At 42.9% G+C, this 24,901-nt stretch carries 19 protein-coding genes; 10 read left to right on the top strand and 9 right to left on the bottom strand.

What is annotated here, in order from left to right; genetic code table 11:
* The first annotated feature begins 27 nt into the window (after positions 1-27).
* The 4 genes from QWZ17_RS19185 (at position 28) to QWZ17_RS19170 (ending at position 6,210) form a co-directional block, all read left to right on the top strand.
* Positions 28-2,574 carry a T9SS type B sorting domain-containing protein gene (locus QWZ17_RS19185; protein ID WP_290306914.1) on the top strand — a complete coding sequence of 849 codons (2,547 nt, stop codon included), beginning with the start codon at positions 28-30 and terminating at the stop codon, positions 2,572-2,574.
* Between the two features lie 125 nt (positions 2,575-2,699).
* Entirely contained in the window at positions 2,700-4,652 is a 1,953-nt protein-coding gene (locus QWZ17_RS19180; RefSeq protein WP_290306913.1) for a glycoside hydrolase family 127 protein, read from the top strand.
* Between the two features lie 88 nt (positions 4,653-4,740).
* On the top strand, positions 4,741-5,751 hold the full coding sequence (locus tag QWZ17_RS19175) for a c-type cytochrome (protein WP_290306912.1): 1,011 nt from the start codon (positions 4,741-4,743) through the stop codon (positions 5,749-5,751).
* A 3-nt stretch (positions 5,752-5,754) separates the two neighbouring features.
* Positions 5,755-6,210, top strand: coding sequence for a DsrE family protein (locus QWZ17_RS19170; protein ID WP_290306911.1), 456 nt, complete (start codon positions 5,755-5,757; stop codon positions 6,208-6,210).
* 9 nt (positions 6,211-6,219) lie between these two features.
* Here QWZ17_RS19170 and QWZ17_RS19165 read toward each other — a convergent pair whose 3' ends face one another.
* From QWZ17_RS19165 to QWZ17_RS19150, 4 genes are all read right to left on the bottom strand, one after another.
* Positions 6,220-6,780 (bottom strand): hypothetical protein, encoded by a 561-nt coding sequence (locus QWZ17_RS19165; RefSeq protein WP_290306910.1) that lies wholly within the window; start codon positions 6,778-6,780, stop codon positions 6,220-6,222.
* A 225-nt stretch (positions 6,781-7,005) separates the two neighbouring features.
* On the bottom strand, positions 7,006-7,188 hold the full coding sequence (tatA, locus tag QWZ17_RS19160; protein ID WP_290306909.1) for a twin-arginine translocase TatA/TatE family subunit: 183 nt from the start codon (positions 7,186-7,188) through the stop codon (positions 7,006-7,008).
* 42 nt (positions 7,189-7,230) lie between these two features.
* Complete coding sequence (locus tag QWZ17_RS19155; RefSeq protein WP_290306908.1) at positions 7,231-7,500, bottom strand: helix-turn-helix domain-containing protein; 270 nt, start codon at positions 7,498-7,500, stop codon at positions 7,231-7,233.
* 227 nt (positions 7,501-7,727) lie between these two features.
* Positions 7,728-9,065 carry an OmpA family protein gene (locus QWZ17_RS19150; RefSeq protein WP_290306907.1) on the bottom strand — a complete coding sequence of 446 codons (1,338 nt, stop codon included), beginning with the start codon at positions 9,063-9,065 and terminating at the stop codon, positions 7,728-7,730.
* A 228-nt stretch (positions 9,066-9,293) separates the two neighbouring features.
* Here QWZ17_RS19150 and QWZ17_RS19145 point away from each other — a divergent pair, with 228 nt between their 5' ends.
* From QWZ17_RS19145 to QWZ17_RS19135, 3 genes are all read left to right on the top strand, one after another.
* Entirely contained in the window at positions 9,294-9,977 is a 684-nt protein-coding gene (locus QWZ17_RS19145; protein WP_290306906.1) for a 3-keto-disaccharide hydrolase, read from the top strand.
* 5 nt (positions 9,978-9,982) lie between these two features.
* Positions 9,983-11,506: a Gfo/Idh/MocA family protein gene (locus QWZ17_RS19140; protein ID WP_290306905.1), complete on the top strand. Its 1,524-nt coding sequence runs from the start codon at positions 9,983-9,985 to the stop codon at positions 11,504-11,506.
* A 195-nt stretch (positions 11,507-11,701) separates the two neighbouring features.
* Complete coding sequence (locus QWZ17_RS19135) at positions 11,702-14,212, top strand: glycosyl hydrolase (protein ID WP_290306904.1); 2,511 nt, start codon at positions 11,702-11,704, stop codon at positions 14,210-14,212.
* Positions 14,213-14,572: 360 nt separating this feature from the next.
* Here the strand turns inward: QWZ17_RS19135 and QWZ17_RS19130 are convergent, their stop codons facing one another.
* The gene (locus QWZ17_RS19130; RefSeq protein WP_290306903.1) at positions 14,573-15,394 is read right to left on the bottom strand and encodes a universal stress protein; all 822 of its coding nucleotides are present in this window, start codon (positions 15,392-15,394) and stop codon (positions 14,573-14,575) included.
* Positions 15,395-15,426: 32 nt separating this feature from the next.
* On the bottom strand, positions 15,427-16,851 hold the full coding sequence (locus QWZ17_RS19125; protein WP_290306902.1) for an inorganic phosphate transporter: 1,425 nt from the start codon (positions 16,849-16,851) through the stop codon (positions 15,427-15,429).
* A gap of 392 nt (positions 16,852-17,243) precedes the next feature.
* Between QWZ17_RS19125 and QWZ17_RS19120 the strand changes: the two genes are divergently transcribed.
* On the top strand, positions 17,244-17,402 hold the full coding sequence (locus QWZ17_RS19120; protein WP_290306901.1) for a hypothetical protein: 159 nt from the start codon (positions 17,244-17,246) through the stop codon (positions 17,400-17,402).
* An 18-nt stretch (positions 17,403-17,420) separates the two neighbouring features.
* Here the strand turns inward: QWZ17_RS19120 and QWZ17_RS19115 are convergent, their stop codons facing one another.
* Entirely contained in the window at positions 17,421-18,566 is a 1,146-nt protein-coding gene (locus tag QWZ17_RS19115) for a metallophosphoesterase family protein (protein WP_290306900.1), read from the bottom strand.
* 413 nt (positions 18,567-18,979) lie between these two features.
* On the opposite strand from QWZ17_RS19115, the gene QWZ17_RS19110 reads away from it, so the two are divergent.
* Positions 18,980-19,828: a phosphatase PAP2 family protein gene (locus QWZ17_RS19110; RefSeq protein WP_290306899.1), complete on the top strand. Its 849-nt coding sequence runs from the start codon at positions 18,980-18,982 to the stop codon at positions 19,826-19,828.
* Between the two features lie 90 nt (positions 19,829-19,918).
* Here QWZ17_RS19110 and QWZ17_RS19105 read toward each other — a convergent pair whose 3' ends face one another.
* A complete protein-coding gene (locus QWZ17_RS19105; RefSeq protein ID WP_290306898.1) occupies positions 19,919-22,432 on the bottom strand; it encodes a hypothetical protein in 2,514 nt (837 codons plus the stop codon).
* 543 nt (positions 22,433-22,975) lie between these two features.
* Between QWZ17_RS19105 and QWZ17_RS19100 the strand changes: the two genes are divergently transcribed.
* Entirely contained in the window at positions 22,976-24,439 is a 1,464-nt protein-coding gene (locus QWZ17_RS19100) for a tetratricopeptide repeat protein (RefSeq protein ID WP_290306897.1), read from the top strand.
* Positions 24,440-24,521: 82 nt separating this feature from the next.
* Here QWZ17_RS19100 and QWZ17_RS19095 read toward each other — a convergent pair whose 3' ends face one another.
* Positions 24,522-24,899, bottom strand: coding sequence for a DMT family transporter (locus QWZ17_RS19095; RefSeq protein WP_290306896.1), 378 nt, complete (start codon positions 24,897-24,899; stop codon positions 24,522-24,524).
* Positions 24,900-24,901 lie beyond the last annotated feature (2 nt).

The raw sequence follows: 24,901 nt of genomic DNA, 5'->3' as shown, positions 1-24,901 counted from the left end.
AGACCTCCATATACCTTGGTTAAGCTTATGAAAGGGCTTGCCTTAACGGTGGGGCTTTTGTTGTGTTTGGCAGCACCGGCAAACGCGCAAGCCCCGGTAATAACCCCCAAAAATCATCTTGTTTTTACGTTGGATAGCACTGGCTCGCGGGTGTTGCAGCCTTCGGATGTGGTAACGGTGGCAGGTGGCGCCAATGCATTACCGTTTGTAAAAATTAGCCCCAATACGTTTGACTGCTCATCGCTGGGTAAGCAAACCATAACAGTTACTGCCAGCAACGTAAGCTCCTATCCTAATGACGCCGGCAACACATCTACCCAAAAAATTGATATTACCATTGCCAGTACGCCCATATTTGCCATTTACGATGATGTAATAATAACCGCCGATGACGATTGCAAGGCTGTTATACCCGATTACGCGTCGACCGCGCAGGTAACAGATTTATGCCCCAACGTTTTGCTTACCGTTACCCAGGAGCCGGCGGCAGGCACTGCCCTAACTGTAAACAAGCCGGCAACGGTAAGCCTTACCGCCCGTGATAAATACGGTGGTGCTACTACTATCTTTTTTACGGTTACGTCATTCAGTAAACCGGTGATTGATCCTGTAAAAACGCCCATTACTTTTAAGCTTGATGAAAATGGCAAGTACGATATTAAGCTAAGCGACCTTGCCGGCGTAAGTACCTGCGATGACGGAACCATCACCACAACCATAAGTCCGCCAGATGTAACCTGTGCCGATGTGGGCAAAACCAGTATAACGCTTACGGCAAGCACTTCGCGGCCCAACCCCAAGGCGGTTACCTTTAGCGTGCCTACAGATGTGGTTACCGATGGGCAGGGCAATTTGTACATAGCCGATGGCTACAGTTGTAAAATAAGAAAAATTGCTACGGATGGCACCGTTACAACCTTTGCAGGGGGCGATTGTGGCTTTGCCGATGGCATAGCGCCCGTAGCAAAATTTGGCGTTTTAAACGGACTTACCATTGATGCCGCCGGCAATTTATATGTTGTGGATAAAAACAGCCGTATCCGTAAAGTAACCACTGATGGAACAGTGAGCACCCTTGCCGGTAACGGCATGGATAAATCTGTTGATGGTATTGGAACGGCAGCCAGCTTTCGAGACCCGCGGGGAATAACCATTGATGCCGCCGGCAATTTATTTGTAACCCAGGGCACCGATTACCTGATACGCAAAGTATCGCCTTTTGGTGTGGTTACTACGGTAACGCCGCCTGCTTCGGCGGCCAAGCTGTCAATACCTACGGGTATAACTGTTGATGCTGCCGGTAATTTGTATGTGACTGATTTTAGCAGCGCGATAAAAAAGATAAGTCCCCAGGGAGATGTTACCATTGTTGCCGGCCATAGCGGGAACGGTGCCGATGACGGGAAGGGCACGGCGGCAAGTTTCAATAACCCTAAAGGCATCATATTTGATAAACATGGCGATTTGTACGTTACCGATTCTGAGAACAACGCCATCCGCAAAATTGACCCATTGGGCAATGTAACAACGCTTGATCTGTTCATAGCCGGTACCAATAATAAAGCGCTTTTAAACAACCCGGTAGGGATAAAATTGGACTTGTTTGATAATTTCATCGTGGTTGATTCCTACAACGAGCGGCTGGTGCGTATTACCCCAACCGGCGATTTAACCCTTATTACAGGTAATGGTGTAGTAGGTAACCATAACGGGAACGCTAATACACCGCCAACGGTAGGTATTGAAACCGCTATGTCGTTCCCGGTAACGGTGCTTAACTCGCTGGGTTCAGATTTGCCTGCACAGGTTGTAACGCCCTCGGTTACGGTAACTCCGCAAAATGCTACGGCCTGTGCCGGCGATCCCATTAGCTTTAATGCTACTATACAACCCGCGGATGCCACTATAAAATATCAATGGCTGGTTAATGGCAATAAGGTAGGTACCAATACACCCACGTTTACATCAACAGAGCTTAATGACGGCGATATAGTAACCTGCGTAACTGCCAATAACGTAAGCTGCATCCTCCCCAAAAGCAGCGACCCTATAACGGTACACATCAACACTCTGCCTAAGGTGAGTTTCCCCGATAAATACGTTACCAAACCTGGGAAAAACATTCAGTTGCAACCGGTAATAACGGGCGATATTATGAGTTATCAATGGTCGCCGGCTTTAGGATTAAGTGACGTTACGATAGCCAACCCGGTTGCCAGTCCGCTTATTCCTACTGTTTATCACTTGCTGGTTACATCCACAGCCGGCTGTACAACAGAAGTGCCTGTTACCGTAAACGTGGTGATCCCTATTGATGCGCCAAACAGTTTTAGCCCCAATGGCGATGGCGTTAACGATTTTTGGGAAATCAGCTCGTTGCAATATTATCCTAATTGCCTGGTTGGTGTTTATAATCGATACGGGCAGGCTGTTTTTTACTCCAAAGGTTATCATGTGCCCTGGGATGGGCGTTTTAACGGTGGACCATTAGCCGAAGGCACTTATTACTACATCATAGCGCCTAACAACGGCCAAATGAAACCGGTGAGCGGTTGGGTGATGATTGTGCGTTAATGATATTTAAAACAATGCACTGACGACTGGATAAAAAAGTATAACAAAGGATAAAAAACTATTATAACCGATGACTGGCTTTGTTTAATTTAGTGTGTTTTGTACAATTATTAAAATAGCCCTGAATGCTGCGTAAATTTGTTTTTTACCCGCTATACCTGGTTACCGGTATAGCCTTATTGATATTACCTGGTAAAGCTTTGGCACAAGCTGCTATCCAGTCTTTCAAACTACAGGATGTTAAGCTTTTGCCCGGCGTTTTTAAAGATGCTCAGCAAACTGATCTTAAATACATGCTTGCCTTAGATCCCGACCGTTTGCTGGCGCCTTACCTTAAAGAAGCAGGCTTAAAACCCTTAAAGCCTAATTATGATAACTGGGAAAATACCGGTTTGGATGGCCATATTGGCGGGCATTACCTATCGGCTTTATCATTCATGCATGCCGCCACCCAAAATGCCGAAACAAACAGGCGCCTGGATTACATGCTTGCACAATTGAAAAAATGCCAGGATAAGATAGGGAGCGGTTACCTTGGCGGCATGCCGGGCGGTATTGGCATGTGGAAGGATATCGAGGCCGGCAAAATTGTGGCCGATACCTTCGCGCTCAATAAAAAATGGGTACCGCTTTATAATCTTCATAAATTGATGGCTGGTTTAAGGGATGCCTATGTTATAGCCGGTAAGCCGCAAGCCAAATATATATTGGTGCGACTAACGGATTATATAGACGGCGTATCGCGAAAATTAACTGACGCTCAAATTCAAACCATGTTAATTTCAGAACATGGAGGGTTAAATGAGGTATTTGCCGATGTATCGGTAATTACCCATCAGCAAAAATACCTTACCCTGGCGCGCCGGTTTTCGGACAAGCAAATTTTGAACCCATTAATTGAGCATCAGGATCACCTTAACGGGCTGCATGCCAATATGCAAATTCCCAAGGCCGTGGGTTTTCAACGCATTGCCGAAGTAGGCGGTGATGCGGATTATGGCAATGCTGCCGCGTTTTTCTGGCAAACCGTTGTTAATAACCGTACGGTAGTTATCGGAGGGAATAGCGTAAACGAGCATTTTAATCCTACGGGCAATTTTTCAAAGTTAATTACCGATGTGGCAGGCCCCGAAACCTGTAACTCTTACAATATGCTCAAACTAACCAGGCACCTGTTTGAAGAGGAAGGGGCGGTTAAGTATATGGACTTTTACGAACGGGTTTTATATAACCATATTTTATCGAGCCAGCACCCTGTACATGGCGGCTTTGTTTATTATACCTCAATGCGGCCAAGGCATTACCGGGTATACTCGCAACCGCAGGTAAATATGTGGTGCTGTGTAGGCTCGGGCATGGAGAACCATGGCAAGTATGGCGAGCTGATTTATAGCCATAACGCCACCGATGTATACGTAAACCTGTTTATCCCATCGCGCCTTAAATGGGCTTCACAAGGGTTAAAACTATCGCAAACCACTAAATTTCCGGATGATGAAGCCACTAAAATTTCAATTGATGAGGCAAGGCCAAAACCTTTCGGTATTAAAATAAGATATCCAAATTGGGTATCCGCAGGAGCGCTTCTTGTTAAAATTAACGGCAGGAGCATAGCAGTGAATGCCCAGCCGGGATCATACCTGAATTTATACCGCAAATGGAAAAAGGGCGACTTTATTGAAGTGAAACTACCTATGAAAATAACTACCGAAGTCCTGCCGGATAGCTCACATTACATCGCGTTTTTACACGGACCGATAGTTTTGGCTGCCAAAACAGATACTACCGATTTGGATAATTTAATTGCTGATGGGGATCAGTTTGGCGGATACCGTGCCAGAGGTAAATTATATCCACTGAACGAGGCCCCGGAAGTAGCCGTGAATAACTGGGATCTTTCGCAAGCACTAAAACCCGTTAAAGGAAAGTCGCAAACCTACATAGCGCCCCAATTAATTGTGCAGGATAAATTTAAAAACCTGCAACTTATCCCTTTTTACAAACTGCATGATGCCCGGTATATGATTTACTGGCATCAACAAAGCTCAAAACCTGTCGAAAACTCAAAAGGAGAATAATAAACTTTATTTTTTGTCCGGCGAGACACATGTTGCTGTAGTTGTTTACTTTTGGTAAATACTGCCACCAATTACCTGTGCCTTTATTATGCATTTGCCAAAACAAAAAGTACCCAATAAAATACAAAGGTTTATGCCGGGTATTGTATTGGTTATTTTAATAGGTATAATTGGTTTGGTTGGATGCAATGGCTATCAGCAGGATAATTCAACAGTTGCAACGGGAAATAAATCTATTACCTGGAAGGCTCCCGATACCAGTACAATACCTAAGGGAACAACCGGCGAACTGATTCGGTATGGCAGGGAACTTATAGTGCATACAGCACAATATCTTGGTCCTAAAGGTAGTGTTGCGCAAATAAGTAACGGTATGAATTGCCAAAACTGCCACCTCGATGCGGGGACACGTATGTTTGGAAATGCTTATGTAGCTTTTGTATCAAGCTACCCTAAAATGAGCAGCAGATCTGGAAAGGTTGAGCCCGCCACCCAACGCATTACAGACTGTTTTGAACGAAGCCTTGCGGGTACAGCCCCTGCTGTATCGTCAAAAGAAATGCAGGCTATTATGGCTTACATGGCCTGGATTGGGAAAGATGTTAAAGGACAAAAAATAGCAAGTACAACTTCTCCAAAACTGGCATTTATGAATAGTGCGGCAGATCCTGTTAAGGGGAAAAATGTATTTATAGCTAAATGTGCCGTTTGTCATGGCCGCAATGGTGAAGGTATGCTTGCAGCTAATAAAGCTACATATACCAACCCGCCTTTATGGGGCAGCAATAGTTATAACGATGGCGCGGGGATGTATAGAGTTGGCAGCCTTGCCGGGTTCGTAAAAAACAATATGCCTTTTGGCGCTACCTATCAAAGCCCGCAATTAACTGATGAGGAAGCCTGGAATGTGGCGGCGTTTATCAACTCGCAACCACGTCCCCATAAAGATCAGCACCTGGATTGGCCGGCAACTGACAAAAAACCTATCGACTTTCCTTTTGGTCCTTATGCGGATAAATTTACCGAGCAACAGCATAAATATGGTCCGTTTAAAGCCATTAAGGATGCTCAGAAAATACAATCAAACTTAAAATCATAAACCATGAAAAAGTACACCTTTATTTTAGCCGCCTTTATGCTGATGGGATTCATCGGCAAGGTAAAAGCGCAAACAGACCCCGCCGAATTTACCGGTGCTACCGCTAAGCTTAAACATTATGATGCCCTGTATATCCTCAATTCGGCCGATGAAAAAAAGATTAAAGGTACGTTGCGCAACATGGATAACGCCTTGGAAGACCCTCGTCTGAAAGGAAAGCTGCACATAGAGCTGATTGTTTTTGGCGATGGCGTGGCTGTTTATATGAAATCGGGTATCTACGAACAAACTCTAAAAGATTTGTTGGCAAAGGGCGTTGTAATGGCCCAATGCAGCAATACCGTAAGGGAGCGTAAAATTGACAAAAACGATTTATTCCCCTTTATCTCTTACGTGCCAAGCGGCAATGGCGAGATCATTATAAGGCAGTATGAAGGCTGGGCGGTTGTGCACCCGTAAAATTCGCGATTAGTTATCAATCAATGCTTCTTCAAGTAATTCGCGGCGCGTTTCGGCAGGTAATCCCGATTGCCGCGTATTTACAGCAATTACTTGTTTATCATTCGGGGTGCCATCTTGTACGGTGGCACCAATTACCACACCGGCAGATATCAAAACCAGGTTTTTGATAATATACTGCCCTAATAAGGTGGGTACAAACAAATTGGTGGTCCAGGTTTCATGTGGGAAGAAAAACAATGGCAGTAGGGTGCCCGCCATTTGGAAGTATAGTAATACCAATACAAAGCTAAGCCAGCGTCTGGTTATTAGTCCAATACCTATGGTGCATTCCCAACAAGCCAGTATGGGTAATGATAAACCGGGTTTGATAAGCCCGAAACTCAACTTTAAAATAGTTTTACCGGCAATAACCTCGGCCGGGCTTAAGCCGGGAAAAAATTTGAGTACGCCAAACCAGGTAAATACAATGCCCAGGCAAATTCTAAGCAGGTGAAGGCTGTTCCGGCTTTTCCACGCTACGATGGTGGTTTCGGTATCCTTCACAAACTTTATAAATGCGCTAATCATGTTAGAAATTTTGCTAAAGTTATAAAACTACTACGTTTATAGCTTATATCTATTTTACAAATACTTGTTTATATTGAAGCTAAAAGCAGAATCCACAAAGCCTAAAGCGAATACATTGTTTATCAATACAAAACCACAGCAATAAAAAAGCCCGGCAACATGGCCAGGCTGGTGTTAATATTCAATGCCTTGCAATTTACAATACAACTTTTTACGCAAAGGATATTATAGCTTTTGCTCTTCAACCTTTACCGGCGCGGGAATTTTCTCTTCCTGGTTTTGTGAGTCTTTAAACTCTTTCATGCCCTTGCCAAGGCCCTGCATAAGTTCGGGGATTTTTTTACCGCCAAATAATAATAAAATGGCTACGAGTATTAAAATGATTTCTGGTGCTCCAAGTCCGCCCATAAGTTGATGATTTAATATATGATGATGTAATGAATGAATAAATTAATTATTGTTGATCGTAGTTGTTTGATTGATGACCGCGAGTTCGGGCTGCAAAAGCAATAAGTTTTCGTTTAGCAGATCGGGAACACTTATCTCCAATATCCGGGCTATCTCTATCAGCCTGGCAACGGTAAGTTTAACATAACCTAATTCTATTTTACTGAAGGTGTTTTGCGATATGTTTAGCTTATACGCAACGTAAAATTGTGAATAGTTTTTTGCCTCCCTGATGGTGCGGATCTTTGTTGCAATGATCTGTTCGGTTAGCATAATTGGGTATTGGTTATATTGATAAGTAACGATAAAAAGCAGTGGCCGGTTTTAGTATTAACAACTAATTGTTGTGTTTGTGATTCGGTATTGATTATATTGTTTTGACAAACAGTTATATACATGTTGTTAGGTGTATGTTAGATGCCAGCTGTGATTAATAATGGTGCAAAAAAAGAGGCTATGCTTTACGCACAACCTCTTTATACGCGGATAATTTATTAAGACTATTTTTGTTTGAACTGTACGCGACGGTTTTGTACGCGGCCATCTTCAGTAGAGTTATCAGCAATCGGGTTGTTTTCGCCAAAACCTTTTATTTTAACTTTTTTAGCATCAACACCAGAGTTAACCAGGTAAGTTTTTACTGAGTTAGCACGGTCTTTTGATAATTGTAAGTTGTGAGCAGCAGTACCTTCGGCAGATGCGAAACCATCAACTTCAACTTTTTTACCTGATGAACGTAAATCGGCAGAGGTAGCATCCAATACCGGGTATGATGATGTACGCAATACAGAGCTATCAAATTCAAACTGTATGTTTGAGTAGGCAGTAGCAGGGGCTTTCATTGCCATAGCGGTATCAGGTTTAGGGAACACAATAGCGCAACCAGAACCATCAACTACGGTACCAGCAGCAGTACCCGGGCATTTATCAAACTGATCTGCAACGCCATCACCGTCAGAGTCTTTTTTCAAATCACTCACAGCACCTTCAACAGCGCCAACGCGGGTTTTCAATACTTCAACTTCCTGGCGTAAAGCGGCATCGTATAATTCATCATACATCATTGCTACCGGGTTTACCCACTCAATGTTTTGTTTTGATTTTGAACCTAAGGTAAACTCTAAGCCACCATAGGTATAAGAGTAATGGCTAAAAGTAGGGTAGGTGCTAACACCAGAGAAAGCGTAACCTTGTACAAAGTTTACAGTGTAGCCTAAGTTTAAGGCAACCGCATCTGTTAAACGAAATTTAACACCTGCACCAACCGGGGCAAATACTTTGCGGGTAGTTTCGGCCGGCCCAAATGTGCCGCCACCGCTTGCCGCATCCTGAGTTACGCTTTTGGTCTTATACCAATCCATACCTGCACCGGCAGAACCGTAAAAATTAACGCTGTTTTTGCGGTGTAAAAAGCTTACGCTGGCAATATTAAATACTGCGCTTAATGAGGCCGCGTTGAAATCTGTTTTATATTCGGTAATGCCATACTTGCTGGTTCCGTCTTTGTCAATACCATGAACCTTACCACCGTTGTAATCTAATTGTAAACTAAAGGTATGTGATAGTTGTTGCCTTAACGAAGCGCCATAACCCAAATCAACCTTGAATTTATTGGTAGTGTTAATCGAAAACGGAACAAGTCCATCTGTAATACCGGCATTAATACCAATGCTAAAGGTATTGTACTGGCCTATACCACCAAATGTTTTGGCGGTAGTTGAGCCGGTACTCATGGCGCTCATTGTTTTTGTAGTGTCGGTTTGTGCATTAGCCATGCCTGCTACCAGCAGGGAAGCAAACGATAATGCGAGTGTTTTCTTTAATGTAGAGTTATTCATAGTTGTGGGTTAATTTAACTTTCTGATAAGTTCATATCAATAATATAGCCAAGAACCTTACCATTAGGATAAAAGTTTGCCGATTAAGAAAACTATCTCACGCTAAAATGGAGTGAAGCGGTTGCGGCAATAAATTATAGTATAGCGATAGTATAGGTTTTAATGTTCTAAAAAAATATTAACTACATTAGTACAACCAATTGTAAAACCCTTTTACACCTATTTGTTATGATCAAAAAACACCTCCGGAAAGGCGGCATTGCCTGCGCATTTTTAGTTTTTTTATTGGCTGCAACAAATGCCATGGCACAGAATAATGATGGCTGGCGACAGCTTTTTAACGGGAAGGATTTAAATGGCTGGAAACAGGTAGGCAAAGGCAGCCGTTACGTAAAAGACGGCCTAACCGGCAGCCATGGCGGTATGGGATTACTGTATTGGACAAAAGAAAAGTTTAGCAATTGCACCATTCGTGTAGTTTATAAGATGCAAAAGTTTAACAGTAACGCGGGCGTATTCATCCGCATACCAATAGAGCCGCGCGAGGAATGGATGCCCGTATTTTACGGTTACGAAGTGCAGATAGATAATCATCCCGAAACATCAAAAGAAGACGATTACCATATTACCGGCACTTTGTATTCCTTAACCAAGCCATTGGCTAAACCCGGCAAGCCCGGTCCAGAATGGAATACCATGGAAATTACTTTGGATGGTCCGCGCACTATTGTGTATGTAAACGGCAAAAAAGTTACTGATTATAAAGAAGGTGACCCAACGCCGGCCCGCAAGTTTGATTTTGAACCTTTCAGGGGCGTACGCCCTAATGAAGGTTATATAGGCCTGCAAAATCATGGTGATGATGATATTGTGTTTTTTAAAGAGGTGGCCGTAAAACCATTGCATAAATAATAGCCATGGAAAATACCGAAGAAAATAAATCAACAAACAACATTACCCGTAGCGATTTTATAAAAAAAGCGGCTATTGCAACAGCTGGTTTTTATATAGTGCCCCGGTTTGTGTTAGGCGGCAAAGGCTATACCGCGCCAAGCGATAAATTATATATAGCCGCCATAGGGTGCGGTGGCGAAGCGGAGAATGATATTCACCATTTTGCTACAGCGCCCAAGAAGAACGCTGTCATCGCCTTTTTATGTGATGTTGACGACAGGCAGGCCGCGCCGCGCCGGAAGGAATTTCCGAAAGCCCCTTTTTACCACGACTGGCGCGAACTGTTTGATAAACACCACAAAAACTTTGACGCCGTTACCGTGGCCATTCCAGACCATAACCACGCCTTGGTTGGTTTGAGTGCCATGCAGCTTAAAAAGCACCTGTACCTGCAAAAGCCGCTAACACATGATATTTACGAGGCGCGGATATTAACCGAGGCCTCAAAAAAATATGAAGTAGTAACCCAAATGGGCGATCAGGGTGCATCATGCGATGGTATGCGCACCATGCGCGAATGGTTTGAGGCCGGCCTGATTGGCGATATTGAAAAAGTTTATTGCTGGACGGATAGGCCCGTTTGGCCGCAGGGCATTCAATGGCCCAAAGCAAGTCCGCCAATACCTAAGGGGCTCAAGTGGGATCTTTGGCTGGGTACCGCCAAACCAACTAACTACATTGATAACCTGGTCCCTTTTAACTGGCGTGGCTGGTGGGAATTTGGCACAGGTGCCCTGGGCGATATGGGCTGCCACATTATGGGGCCGCCTTTCAAATTGCTTGGTTTAGGATATCCAACCGAAGTATCGGGCAGTGCCAGCACCGTTTACAGTGGTATTTTTAAAGAAGGGATTTACCCCGAAAGCGGCCCGGTATCCAGCTCTATTAAGTTTAAATTTAAACAACAAAACGGTAAAAATCTGGACCTGCACTGGATGGACGGCGGCATAACCCCCGAACGCCTTACAGAACTTGACCCGGCCTTGAATATGAACGAAGCTTTAGGCGATTTTCCCGGCGAGAATGATTTTGAGGGTTGCACTGTTTTTATAGGCACCAAAGGGAAGGTTTCCTGCGGATGGGGAGGCAGTCACCCAAGGTTGTTGCCGCTTTCATTGAATAAAGATGTGAACGTGCCCGAAAAATATCCACGCATAGCCGGTGGTATGGATGGCCACTGGTGGCAATGGGTTGATGCCAGCATTGCAGGTTACGGTAAAATGGAAGTTGATTCGCCATTTGAGGGGTATGCCGGCCCGCTTACAGAAACCGTGCTGATGGGTAACCTGCTGTTGCGTACATTTAACCTGCGTGAAAAGATAAAACGAAATGACCCGGTGTATGGCAACATGGAAGGGTATAAGTTTAGCGGCAGGTACACCGGCCTGAAATGGGATGGTGAAAATATGAAGATCACCAACTTTGAACCTGCCAACCAATACATCCGCCGGAGTTACCGACAGGGTTGGGGCGAGTTGAAGTTGTAGTTTTCTTTTTTGTAGAGAGGTATAATTGCGTCTCCCGTGTGCAAATTGATCACGTTAACTTCACGTAATTCCGAATTACCTGCGGGAGGCGCAAATATGCGTCTCGCCGTCGGGGGCTTGTGCGGACATTTACTGCCTTTCATTTTTTTCCTGTTTTAATTTTCAGTAATTTCCCCTTATAACAATAATCCATAAATGAAACTGCCTATAACCGCCTTGTTACTGTTTTTGCTTTTTACAAATCCATCCAATGCCCAGGTTGTTGCCTCCAGTTCAAAAACACTTGCGGTTAATCCCGAAAAACTGTTTACTAATCCGCCCGAGTCTGCAAAACCTGGTGTGCTTTGGATGTGGATGGGTGCCAATGTAACCGAAAAAGGGATCACCAAAGATTTGGAAGCTTTAAAGGACGAAGGCTTTAACTCAACCACCATGCTTGGCCTTGCCGATATTACCACACCCTGGGCCAACCAGATAGCTAAAGACCCAACACCAGATGTTATAGCCTGGACGGAACCCTGGTGGAAACTGGTACAGCATGCCGCCCGCGAATCAAAACGACTGAACATGACCATGGGGCTATTCAACGGCGCGGGCTACGCCACCAGCGGCGGCGTTTGGATTACGCCCGAGCTATCTATGCAGGAGCTGTGCTTTTCAAAAAAGAATGTCAGCGGCGGCAAGGGTGTGCAGGTGATTGATTTGGACAGGCCAACAGTAAACCTTAAATCAAACGAAAGGTTCCCGGTTTATGACCCTCAAAGCGGCAAGGTAGAAATTCCGGATGTGCCCGAACGTAAGAGTTATTACAGGGATATTGTGGTGTTGGCTATGCCCGCCAAAGATGTAGTAACTAAACTGGAGGTTATTGATTTATCAACCAAAATGGATGCCTCCGGTAAATTAACCTGGGAGCCACCAACCGGCGATTGGACTATTTATCGTTTTGGGCATACCACCATGGGGGCCAAAGTACAGCCCGCGCAATGGCAGGCCACCGGCTTTGAGTGCGATAAAATGAGCCAGGAAGCTGTCGATTTTCATATTGATCATATAGTTGGCGAATTGAAAAGCCACCTTGGCGAATTTGTAGGCAACACGGTAGACCATGTTTATTTTGATAGCGCCGAAGAAAACGACCCTACCTGGACACCCAAAATGCGCGAGCAGTTTTCACTAAGGCGGGGTTATGACCTTTATCCATACTTGGCCGCTTTTGCTGGTCGCATTATTGAGGGAAGGGAACAAACCTCGCGTTTTAAAGATGATTTTTATGAAACAATACAGGATTTGTATCACGAGGTTTATTTTGCAACCATTGCTAAAAAACTAAAAGCGGCAAATCTTAAATTCTTTTGTGAGCCTTATGGCGGCCCCTGGCGCTCAGATGATGTATTGCCAAACGTTACCAATGTAATGGGCGAATTTTGGACGCACGATGGTGTTTATGCGCCCTATGAATTGGAACCCGTGATTACTTCATTAAGGAGATATGGGCAAAATATACTGGCGGCCGAAGCATTTACCGGTTTACCCCAGGATAGTAAATGGACCGAAACCCCTGCCTGGCTCAAGTCGATTGGCGATGAAGCTTTTTGCGTAGGGGTTAATAAAATTATGATCCATAGGTTTGTACACCAACCCTGGGACGATAAGTATCAGCCCGGCAACAGCATGGGGCAATGGGGTACCCATTTTGATCGTACCCAAACCTGGTGGAAACCGGCCAAAGCTTTTGTAAGCTATTTGCAGCGCTGTGATGGCGTTTTACAATGGGGGCATTATGTGCCTAAATCAATTGAAGATTTTAGCGCTGCAATTGGCAGCAGTAATATGGTGATTAAAGATATCCATCGTAAGGATGACAATGCCGACATCTACTTTGTAGCCAACGTATCGCGCTACAGCGGGCAGGTAAATTGCAGCTTTAACATAACCAGTATGCAACCCGAATTGTGGGACCCCGTAAGCGGTGAAATGCGGGAAATTGCTCAGTTTAAACAGGAAGGGAAACACACTGTTATCAACCTCAGGTTTGTTAATTCGCAAAGTTTTTTTATTGTATTTCGCAAAAAAGTGGCCGCGGTTGTTAGTAAGCGGCCAAACTTTCCATCGGATAAATCATTGCTGGAATTAAACGGGCCCTGGAAAGTGAAATTTGATAGCAAATGGGGCGGCCCTCAATCGCCCGTTACTTTTGCCGCTTTAACCGATTGGACAGATAATACCAACAAAGGCATCAAATACTACAGCGGAACAGCGGTGTATTCCAAGTCATTTAATCTCCCCGATTCTATTTTAAAAAAGACGAACAGGAACCTATACCTGGATCTGGGTATTGTGAACTGTATAGCCAAAGTATTTGTTAACGATAAAGAAGTAGGCGTAGTTTGGACTGCCCCATGGCGTATCAAAGTGCCTGTATCGCAATTAAAAACGGTTAATCAGCTTAAAATAGAAGTAAGCAATGTTTGGGCAAACCGGTTGATAGGCGACGAGCAGGAGCCTGCCGATTGTGAATGGCTCCCCGGTCATCAAAAGGGCGGCGAGTACCTCAAAGAGTTTCCCGATTGGTTTTTGCAAAACAATCCCCGGCCATCTTCCGGCAGGTTTTGCTTTACCACCTGGAAATATTTTGATAAAAAATCTGAGTTAGTGGCTTCGGGATTGCTTGGGCCGGTAAGGTTGGTGGAAGAGAGGTATTGATGAAGACTCTTATTTTGTAAAAGTAAAATAGTACAAAAAGAATCGTAATTGCGAGTTTGTAAATCCAGGAACTCTGAAAGTGGAAATGACAACATCAAAAAAATGGGGTCATGCTGAGCCTGTCGAAGCACGCGGGCGAAGGCCTCTGCGCGCGAGTCTTCGACAGGCTCAGACTGACGGTCCTCTTTGTTTTTTTCAACTTATCATGTATAGGTACGAAGCAATCTCTACACATGCACATCGGCCTCACAGGTTCACTCTGTAATGTTGGGAGATTGCTTCGTGCCTCGTGACAGTTCTATAAATCACGTGATTTCCTTTTTTCAATGGAGCCCTAACGTGATTTTACATTGCCAACACCTACTCGTGCAAAACCAATATCGCTTTAACAGAACGGTTCATTACCTGGTTAACGGTGCTTTTGTTGAAAAGGCGGTAAACGATGTTATGATGATGTTTTACAAGACAAAGCAAATCGGTTTCTTGTTTTTCTACAAACTCCATGATGCCGTTTAGCGGTTTGCTATCGTTAATGTAGTTGAACTCCAGGTCGGCATGGGTTATCAGGTCGCGTAATTTTTCCTCGCGGCTTTTAAGGTAATGACTGCCCGATTTTTCTACCACATATAACACCTGCATTTTTTCAGATCCAAAAGCTCTGACCATTTCGTTAAGCGCTTTTACATCCTCGGCAGATAAGCGGGTTTCGTAATCTGTAGCCAGCGTAATGGTGGGCATTTTGGGAAGCTTGCTCTCCAAAGGGATAATAAGTGTAGGGATCTTCATTTTAGAAACCATAATACTTACGTTGCTGCCCACTATGCCGGCTATCCCGGTTGAGCCGGTAATGCCCATAACCAACAGCTCTACCTTATTTTCTTCGGCATATTTGCCAATTACATTTTTTAGGAAGCCTACGCCACATAGAGTTGTTATCTCAACATCTTTAACCTCTTCTTTATCGGTATGCTCGTCAACCCAGCTTCTAAGGGCCTGGCGTTTGTTATTGTAATAGTCTTCAATAAAAATAGCGTTGTAGATATTATTATCGATGCCTTCGGTAGGGTGAATGGCGTGTATCACACAGATATCCATATGCAATACCTTGGCCAGCCCCAGGGCGTATTCCATGGCATTGGCGGCGCTTTTTGAAAAATCGGAAGCTACAAGAATCTGTTTCATCGTGATATGTTAATATACAATTAATACGGTTTTTAAACAAACAAATGGAAAAGCATAAACAGCAAAAATGATAGCGCTATAGATACCGGTAGGGTAAGTACCCAGGCGATGGCAATGTTTTTTATGGTACCGCTGTTGAGGTTTTTTGTGCCTTCGGATGCTACCATCGCCCCGGCAATACCGCTTGATAAAACATGCGTGGTGCTTACCGGCAAACCAAACCCTGTACTGAGGCCAATGGTTGACGCGGCAACAATTTCGGCAGTGGCACCCTGGGCGTAGTTGAGGTGCTGGTTGCCTATCTTTTCGCCTATGGTTACCACAATACGTTTCCAGCCTATCATGGTACCCAGGCCAAGCGATATGGAGATGGTGGCAATAACCCATATAGGTGCAAAATCGGTTATCTTATCTAAGTCTTTAGCTGCTTTGCTCAATTCAGCTTTATCGTTGTTGTCCAATTTTATCTTTTCATCTTCTGTTACGGCTTTAATGTTTTTCATTACCGCTTGTATCTGTTTACGAAAGCTGTAGCTTTTGGCAGCGTTTTTAGGGTCTTTATTGCTGATCTGCGCTTTGGTTTGTTCGATGGAGGTATTTAGCTTTACAAACAGGCTTTGATCGGGCCGGTTAGTGCCCGTGTATTTTTGAATAACCTGCTCAGTTTGGTTAAGCGATAGCAATATTTTATCGTTAGGGATGGCATGATTAACCGCGAATTTTGCAGGCAGAAAAGCGATCATGATCAGCATCAATAACCCAACCCCCTTTTGCCCGTCGTTACTGCCATGAAAAAAGCTTACCAAGGTACAGGTAGTGATCAGCAGCAGTCGGGTTAACAATGGTGGCTGATCATCATCGCCCTGCGGGATATGAAAAAGGTGTGCCGATTTGAATACGTTTTTAAGCAGGTACATCACCAGCCAGGCAGCGCCGAAACCAATTACCGGCGATAGCACCAGCGACGAACCAATTTCGCCTGCTTTTGCCCAGTTTACACCGCTGCCTCCATAATATAAGGTAAAGGCCAGGCTGCCTCCAATCATGGCACCAATAAGCGTATGTGAGCTGGAGCAGGGAATGCCAAGGTACCAGGTGCCCAGGTTCCAGATAATGGAACCTAATAAAACTGCCAATACCAGGCAGGCACCTACTTTAACCGGCAAACCCATCAGTTCATTTAGGGGTACCAGTTTTAATATGCCCATAGCAACCGCCACACCACCTAAAAAAACGCCAAGAAAATTCCAAAGACCCGACCAGGGAATGGCATACACCGGTTTTAGCGCCCTGGTATAAATAACCGTAGCAACGGCGTTGGCCGTATCATGAAAACCATTAACAAACTCAAAAGCAACTACCGCCAAAAAACAAATGAAAAATACGATAAGTACGGAACCACTCAGGTCAATTTCGCCTATAAAAGGGAGGGTAACCATACTAAACAATGAGATCATAGCCTGCTTTATTTATAATGCTTAATAACTGCTACAAAAAACAGCTAATTATGTAAAATATTTGATTAACAAATTGTTATGTTATTGATTGAGTTGTGTTAAATATGCATAAAGACTTTTGGGCTATAAAAAGCAGCGTCAATTTAAACGATAAAAAATTACCGGATACAACAATTATATCATGTGGATTTAACGATGAGGTATCATAGCCTGGCTATTTTTGTGGCGTTAATAAATACTTGTAAAACGTTCTTTAGTATTAATAATAAGGTCAGTTAATAGTTTAATTGGGATAATGACAAGGTTAGCCCGAAGCTTATATTGCGTAGAGCGCTGGTTGGCAGCATGCTGAAGGTTCGATCCCTTCCTCTACATCAAAAAAATAAACAACCATGAACTATCTGTTGATAGCTTTAATTGTTATAATAGCCCTTGGCATTGTGGTGTTACTTGCAAGGCAAAATATAAAAGACGGGAAACAGGTGATCAAAGAAATGACCCTGGAAGATTTGAAGCCCGAGAAATACCACGAAAAGCATATTAAGATTTAAACCGCGGCTTTCTGTTTATTAGCTGTAAATAAGATCGCCGCCCTGCTTTTGTGAGGCAGGTACTGCAAACTCATCTGCCAGCGTCGCGGTCGACTCGCCATTATTTAAGGTAACTGTATAATATTCTCCTGTGATAGCCAAACCCTCGGCGCGTTTTTCGATACTCATTTTCAGAAAGCCATGTTCGCGGTCGCGGTAGTTTTGTAACACCACATCGTCAAATAAATCGCTTTCATTGCTATACCGATCATCATCGGGCTGGGCAATTAAATTAAGCTCATCAAACCCGCCCGCGCCCGCAACTATAAAAGGCACTACGGTACCATCCGGGTATAATTTGTTAAAACGTTGATAGTTGTGAACATGTCCGCTAAATACCATATCCGGGCGAATACCGGTTTCCTCAAACACGTCGTTCAATAATTCAATCATCAACTGGCTTGAGCCGTGATTAGTATCGGCAGAGTAGGGGGCGTGGTGAAGGCAAAGCAATAACGCTTTATCCGGTCTTTCGGCATCGGCGGTAACCAGTTCATTTACAAACCAGGCCCGTTGCTCGGGCGTTACAGTGCCGTATTTTGGTATGTTGGTATGCAGGCCAATAATGTTGGTCAAAGGCGTTTTTAAGGTAAAGTAAGGGTTGGGCTGTGTCATACTTTTCCTTGTAGCGCCGCCACTAAAGGAAACAGGCTTTGAAACGGTATCGCAAAATACCGCGGTATAAGCCTCCAGACTTTGGTATGGAACGGCGCTTGCCGGATTAACATCGCTATCATGATTACCCGCTATGGCAAATATGGGAGCCGGATATTGTTCAAACGTTTTAAAAAATTGCTTAGCATACCGGTCTGCTTCGCCGTGATGGTAAACAATATCTCCTAAATGGAACAGGAAGCGGGGGCGGTTTGCTTCATTAATTGTATTAAACTGGGCAGCCATCTGTTTAACAATTAAATGCACCTGGCTATCCGGCTTAACATTGCCGGTATCGCCTGCCATATGAAACACCATTTTTTGAGTATCAATACCAGGCACAACCTCCTGTATATCTAAATGGTAGGGATAGTTGCCGGTTGGCAGCGGCAAGGGCAAAAACTTATACTGATCGTTTGGCTGATTTAGTTTAAATACGGGTTTGGTAACCGGGGTGTTGTGTACTTCCATGTAATTACACAAAAATACAACGGCTTTATTAAACCTGCGTTAATTTTTAGCCAGCAAGTCACTCTATAGGCTTTTATGACAGGCATATTACCTAAAAGTCACGAGTACGCCCCGCTTTTGGCCCTCGCTGCATACTCGCGCCGGAGTTAGGTTTAAATATTCATTAAAATGAAGATAAGCTTTTTAAAGTTAGCAAGTTGAACGCTACCAACAGTTGTCCACTTTTTTGTGTGAAGTGTCATTGCAACCTCTTTTCTAAATCCTAAAACGGCATTCTACAGAATTTCTACAGATTCTGGGGCTATCATGTACATACAGCGGGTTAGTTATATGTTAAATGAATGAAAAATTGTTATTAACAAATCCTATCATTGTAAACAGTAAGTAACCTGCAAATATTTACATCCTGTCAATTGAAAAAAGTAATTTACATCCTTATCTGTTTGGTAGCGTTTAAAGCACACGCGCAGCAAACCCCTGCCGATACCGGCAAAAAAGTTAATATTCCTGATACATTAAAAAAAGACCTTTTTACCGCGCCAGATACAGTAAAGCATCTACATAGTAAAACAGGTGCTTTAATACCGCCCGCTATATTGGTTGGTTACGGTGCTGCGTCCTTTGCGCTTCATCCTTTGCGGCGTTTTGACAGCTACATTTATAGCCAGGCCGAGAAGCATAACTTCTCTACTAAAAAACATTATGAAGACTATTTTCAATTTGCTCCCCCCGTATTGGTTTATGGCTTAAACCTGGTTGGCGTACATGGTAAAAATACTTTTGTTGATCGCTCGCTTATTTACCTTATGTCGCAGGGGATGCTGGAGCTTACTACTTTTTCGCTAAAGAAAGTAACGCATCGCGAACGCCCTAATCATGCCGACTATTATTCGTTCCCGTCTGGCCATACCGCAAACGCGTTTGCCGGTGCCGAGTTTATGTCGCAGGAGTTGGGCGATAATTCTATCGTCTACAGTATTATTGGCTATACCTTCGCTACCACAACAGGCGTGTTCAGGATTTATCACCAGGATCACTGGTTTAGTGATGTAGTTGCGGGTGCCGGTTTCGGTATCTTATCTACCAAAGCGGCTTATTTGCTTTACCCTTACATTCGCAACAACCTGTTTAAAGCCGGCCGCGAAAAGGAAAAAAATAAGGATGTGCCCAAAGAGTTAAAAAAGGAAAATCAGACGAGTACTATCTTATTACCCTCTTATAATAACGGGGCAGTGGGATTGCAGTTTGCGATGGAGTTTTAGGTAGGAAGTTGTTTTGTAACAGCCCATCAAGTGATGCTTTTTATTTTAATGCAGGCTAAAGCAAGCGGCTTTAACCCGCATTAAAATGGCTTATAATGTTTGCCTCTCCCAAAAATCAATTACCCGGCTCTCTCTTAGTGTTTTGGTATGTTCGTAATTTACCTCGCGGTGAAAACGAATAAATTGTGGTTCGTCTATCAACGGATGTTTTTTTAATAGTAATGAGGTAGTGTATAATTTAATCAGCTTTAAATTATGGTTATTAGCTAATAGCATCACTATCCTAAATTCATTGGCAATGGTTTCATGATCGTTTCGCGCAATGGCAGTCTTAATTTTAAGAATATGAACAAGCACCTCCATATAAGGAGTAATGGCGTGGGTGCCGGTAATTATTTTTGAAAAATCTTCCTGTATCTCCGAAAGTTTTTCCTGGTTGTTAAGTGCAAAACAAGCATCAGCAGAAAGCATTTTTAAAACAAACGGATATGCTATAGACGAAACCGGCGAAGCCTTATAAGATTTGCTTAATATATTTACCACCCTTTGCAGCTTTCGCGGGTTTTGCCCTATTATTAATGTTGAGGCTATTAATACTCCCGCCATATTATTGGCAGCTTCATCGTATTTGTTGCGTGCAAAAAATACCGGGTTGAAGCTAAAAGTGGTAATCTGGGCTAACACGGCTTTGTTTACAATTCCATATTTTAAAAAATCGAAAATGGCGACAAAACAGTTTATCGGGTTTACGGGGTAGCTTAAAACAATGGCCGGCGGCAGTTCTTTCAGCTCCTCTATTTGCTGCTGCAGTGTTTCTAAATCAAGGGTTATAACAGCAGCTACCGCTTTATAGCAATGCAATAAAAAGGAGCGGTCGGCGCTCAGATCAAATCTAAGAAGAGTGGTTAGCGTTTTTGAGTAGTTTGTGCTTATAAACTCAATTCCCAGGAAATAATCAAGCAAGCTGTTTTCCATGCAAAATTTATGCATGCCCAATCCGTCAACAGAAAGTGTAACATATTCGTATTCCAGTATCTCACATAAAAAGGTTAAAAGATTAGCCTTCAAATTCAGGGGGAATTTAATTTGTGTAAGATGATGAAGCTCATTTTTTTCGCCGTTGTTTACTATATTCCATACCAGCCATTTAACAACACTTAGCCTTAGTTCATTATTCAGGCAATTGTTTAAGTAGTGGATAATTGATTCATTGAACCGGCCCTCATTTATTGATAATAGCCATTGGGTAATGAAGTAATCAAGTGTCTCTTTTAAACAGAATTCAATCTGTATATTTTGGCAAAGCGCCGTGCTTTTATTAATGGTTCTTAAAAGGTGCAAACCTTCTAATGTTTGATAAATTTCCTCGTTTTTGGTGATCAATGCAGAGGCGTTAAGCTGCCCAACAGTGTTGTTTTCCGCTTTTAAATCCATGAGGCCAATAAGCTCATATAGGAACTTGGTGGTTTTTATGCCATTTTTACTAAGGTAAATTTTTTCGAGTATCAAATGGCTGGTCAGTTCATAGCGTGATAAGTGATCAATTTTCTTCCAGTAGCTGTTTTGTGTATTCAATTTGCAGTATAACTCAAAATACAGGGGATGGCAGATGGTTTCTATAACATTTGCGTCTATTTTGAGTTCGGCTTTGGGCTTGGTTAAGCGGCTTATAGCTAAAATCTCATGGGCGCTAAGCAAGGGGATATTAATAGCGTTTTGAGTATCTGTAGCAAAACCATCAAACCATTTTTTGCTGATGAAGCCCAATTTACCCTGGTTATTAGTCCATGTATTTGGCAACGTTGTTAAAATAAGTTTAAAGCACCTGCTTTCCTGATAGATGTTTAATATATCAATAAGCTGATCCAACACCAGCTGAAACATGGAAGCTTTTAATTTTATTTCGTCAAAACCATCAATAATTAAATAGAATTTTTTATCACCGGCATTGTGGATCATGTCATGATACTCACTGTTACTACATCCCAATAGCGATAGCAGCCAACAGTGAATGTTTTGGCCGCCATGTACTACCGACATCAATACCTGGCTGCTAAAAAAAAGAAAAATGTTGTTTGATTTACGGACGGCGTTAAGCTCCAGTTGTTCGTCAACCCAATGCAGCAGGGCCGTTGTTTTTCCGAAACCGGAAGGCGCAATCAGCGCTGTAGCTACCGCGTTAGATTCAATAAAAGTGTTGAGGTGAAATGAAATTGATTTACGATCTATAGTTTGGTTAAACGGGATTCCGGAACGCTTTTTTAGTCCTTTGATAACAAAGTTGGTTACTTTATGGGCGCAATTGGCCATGTTATACCAGCTGGCTAAACCTAAAGCAGGTGTTTCATAATCGCAACTCGCCAAAAACTCTTCAAGGTTTGCAAACCCGCAATATTTTGATAAGGCTTCAATAGTAAACTGCGATGGATTGTGCCTGGTTTGTACTAAACCAAAAACTCTTTTTAATGTTGTTTCGCTTACGCACAGGCTGGTTTTTTTTAAAATAAGACTACTTAGGTTTTTACAATCTGAAGGGGCAACGTTTGGGATGGATGCTGTTTGGGACACGGACTTTTTTAGCAATTCAAAATGGTATTGCTGCATAACTGGAACTGGGCTAATACGTTAAACTTAAAACTACGCCTTGGGCAGCCGTTGCAATAGCTTGGGCCGATTTAGGCATGCGTCGCTTACTTTATATGTAATCGATTGCTAAATCATGGTTTATGAAGTCTGTACCGCCCAATAAATGGTTGTTAATTTAAATGAGGTCAGTCTGTCAAAAATGAGAGTTAAAAAATCAGATTACTAAACCCGTGTTTTACGGGTTTGTAAGCGGCCACATTTTTTCTGACTCCAAATAGAAGGATTTTAATTCTTAATCAACCTCAAAACGGCCTACCCACATCTACCCGGGCTACGAAAAAAAGGATTTCTAACAAAAGGAAGGTTAAGTATCAGCTTTTTTTGATACGTGATTTTGTTTTAAATTGCTGTTAATCAATTAATTATTTTATGTAGAGCTGACAGGTACTCCTATTGGTATTAATTGTAACAACTTATATACATAATGAAAATTAAGGGTTGCAATTGCAGCATATGTATACCAATTATTACTAATATTGAAGCCCAATTAATTAAACTTACATGAAAAGGATAGGTGTAAAACTATCGTTATTGATTTTACTTACCCTTAACACAACGGTTTACGGGCAATACAATAGCAGAAAACAAATTGACAGTATCCTTAAAGTAACCGAAGGAACAAATAATGTTCAACAAGCTATTCTGCTTGGTATTAAGGCAAGCGATTGCGCAAAAAAAATACATTACGACGACGGTGTAACAGAGGGATTTATACTTGCAGCATTGAAGTGTTATAACGCCGGGCGAAATGAGGAAGTGCTTCAATTTGTTTCCCGGGCCGAAAGCGCTGTAACTAATATAAGCAACCGCTCATATCGGGTTCACCTCATGACTCTTAAGGGAATGAGTTATACCAACCTTGGTTTTTACGAACAGGGAAAGCAGGTATTAAATATGGCTTTATCGCTGGCGCCAACTATTCCAGATCCGGATACCCGGCACTCCCGCCAGGGGAATATTTACGCGGCGTTGAGCGAAAATAATGATAAGGCCAAAGGTAAGATGGATGTTTCGCTTGCGCTTGTAAAGAAAAGCTACCAGGAGTTTACCTGGGTTAGCAAAAAAAGTCGTTTTGCGGTGGGGCTTGCATTAGCAACAAATAATGTAGGCACCGGCTTTTTAGAAATCAGAAAATACGATTCGGCCGAGGTGTATTTGAAAAAAGCAATCATTTTGGCTGCCCAATATAAAGATGCTACAGTGCAATCTTTTGCCAACTCCGATCTGGGAGATGTTTATTATCGCGAGGGTAAATACACGCAATCTAAAGACTGTTATTATAAAGCCGCTGCTGCCGCGAAACAGTTAGATAATAATTACGACTTAAAAGATATTTATGCCGGCCTATCAAAGGTTTACACAGCTTTAAAAGATGACAAAAACTCCCGCAAATTATTGGAGGCGAGTATGAAACTGGCCGATAGTTTAAACAAGGTGGATAAAGCCGCCGTTAAAACGCCATTGAATGATATTATAGAAGCGAAGGGGAAAGAAACTTCTGAAAATATCATAGAGTTAGGCATTATATTAAGCGGGGTACTGGGGTTACTTATTGTGGCTGTTGCAGCGTTCATTATCTTTTTTGATAAGTATAAACGACAGCTGAAAATAACCAACGAAAAAATAGAAGCGCTATCCCAAAAACAAGCTGAAAATACCGGCAAAAGCTCCATTGATTGTTTAAACGAAATAGTGGCGCTTGCAATGGATAACAACCCGCTCTTTTTGGCGAAGTTTAATGAGTTGTTTCCCTGCTTTACCCCAAAACTATTAGCTATCGCGCCAAACCTGATAGCTACCGAAATTGAGGTATGTATTTTACTGCGGATAAACTTTGATACTAAAGAAATTGCCCGTTACACCAACAGCACGGTACGCTCTGTTGAAGGTAAAAAACGACGGATCAGGAAAAAACTAAATATCCCCGCCGTAGCGGATACGAATATTTGGATAGCAAATGTGTAGGTTGTTCACCCGTAGCCAGTTATAATTCTTAAGATTTAAACAGTTTCTTAGACCTGCAAGGGCGTCAGGAGTGTGACCGACGCTATTTCGCCTCTATCCCAAAATACTTCAACCCCAAAATCCCGGTCATAATCAACGTCATGAAAAATAGTTCCGTCCAGGAAATTTTTTGGTGAAATAGCAGCATTTCGGTCAGTTTGATGAGCACCAGGGTAACGGCCGTCCAAACGGCGTAGGCCACCGCTGTTGGTACCAGTTTTATGGCCAGCGAAAAAAAGTAAATATTACCGATGCCAAAAAGGATATAGCCGGCAAATGGTAGCCAGGCTGGCAGGCCATGTTGGATGCTTAAAACCGAGTTCCAGCGTAAAGCTTTAAGGTCACTGAATTTCATCCATTTTAATGAAAATGTCCAGGCGGCTTCAAAAGCGGCAGCTATAATGAGGTAAATCCAGGCCAATG

It is taken from the genome of Mucilaginibacter flavus, assembly GCF_030409315.1.
GTDB classification, from domain to species: Bacteria; Bacteroidota; Bacteroidia; order Sphingobacteriales; family Sphingobacteriaceae; genus Mucilaginibacter; species Mucilaginibacter flavus.
Note: the sequence above shows the minus strand (reverse complement) of the source record. Positions and strands in the feature narration are given on the sequence as shown.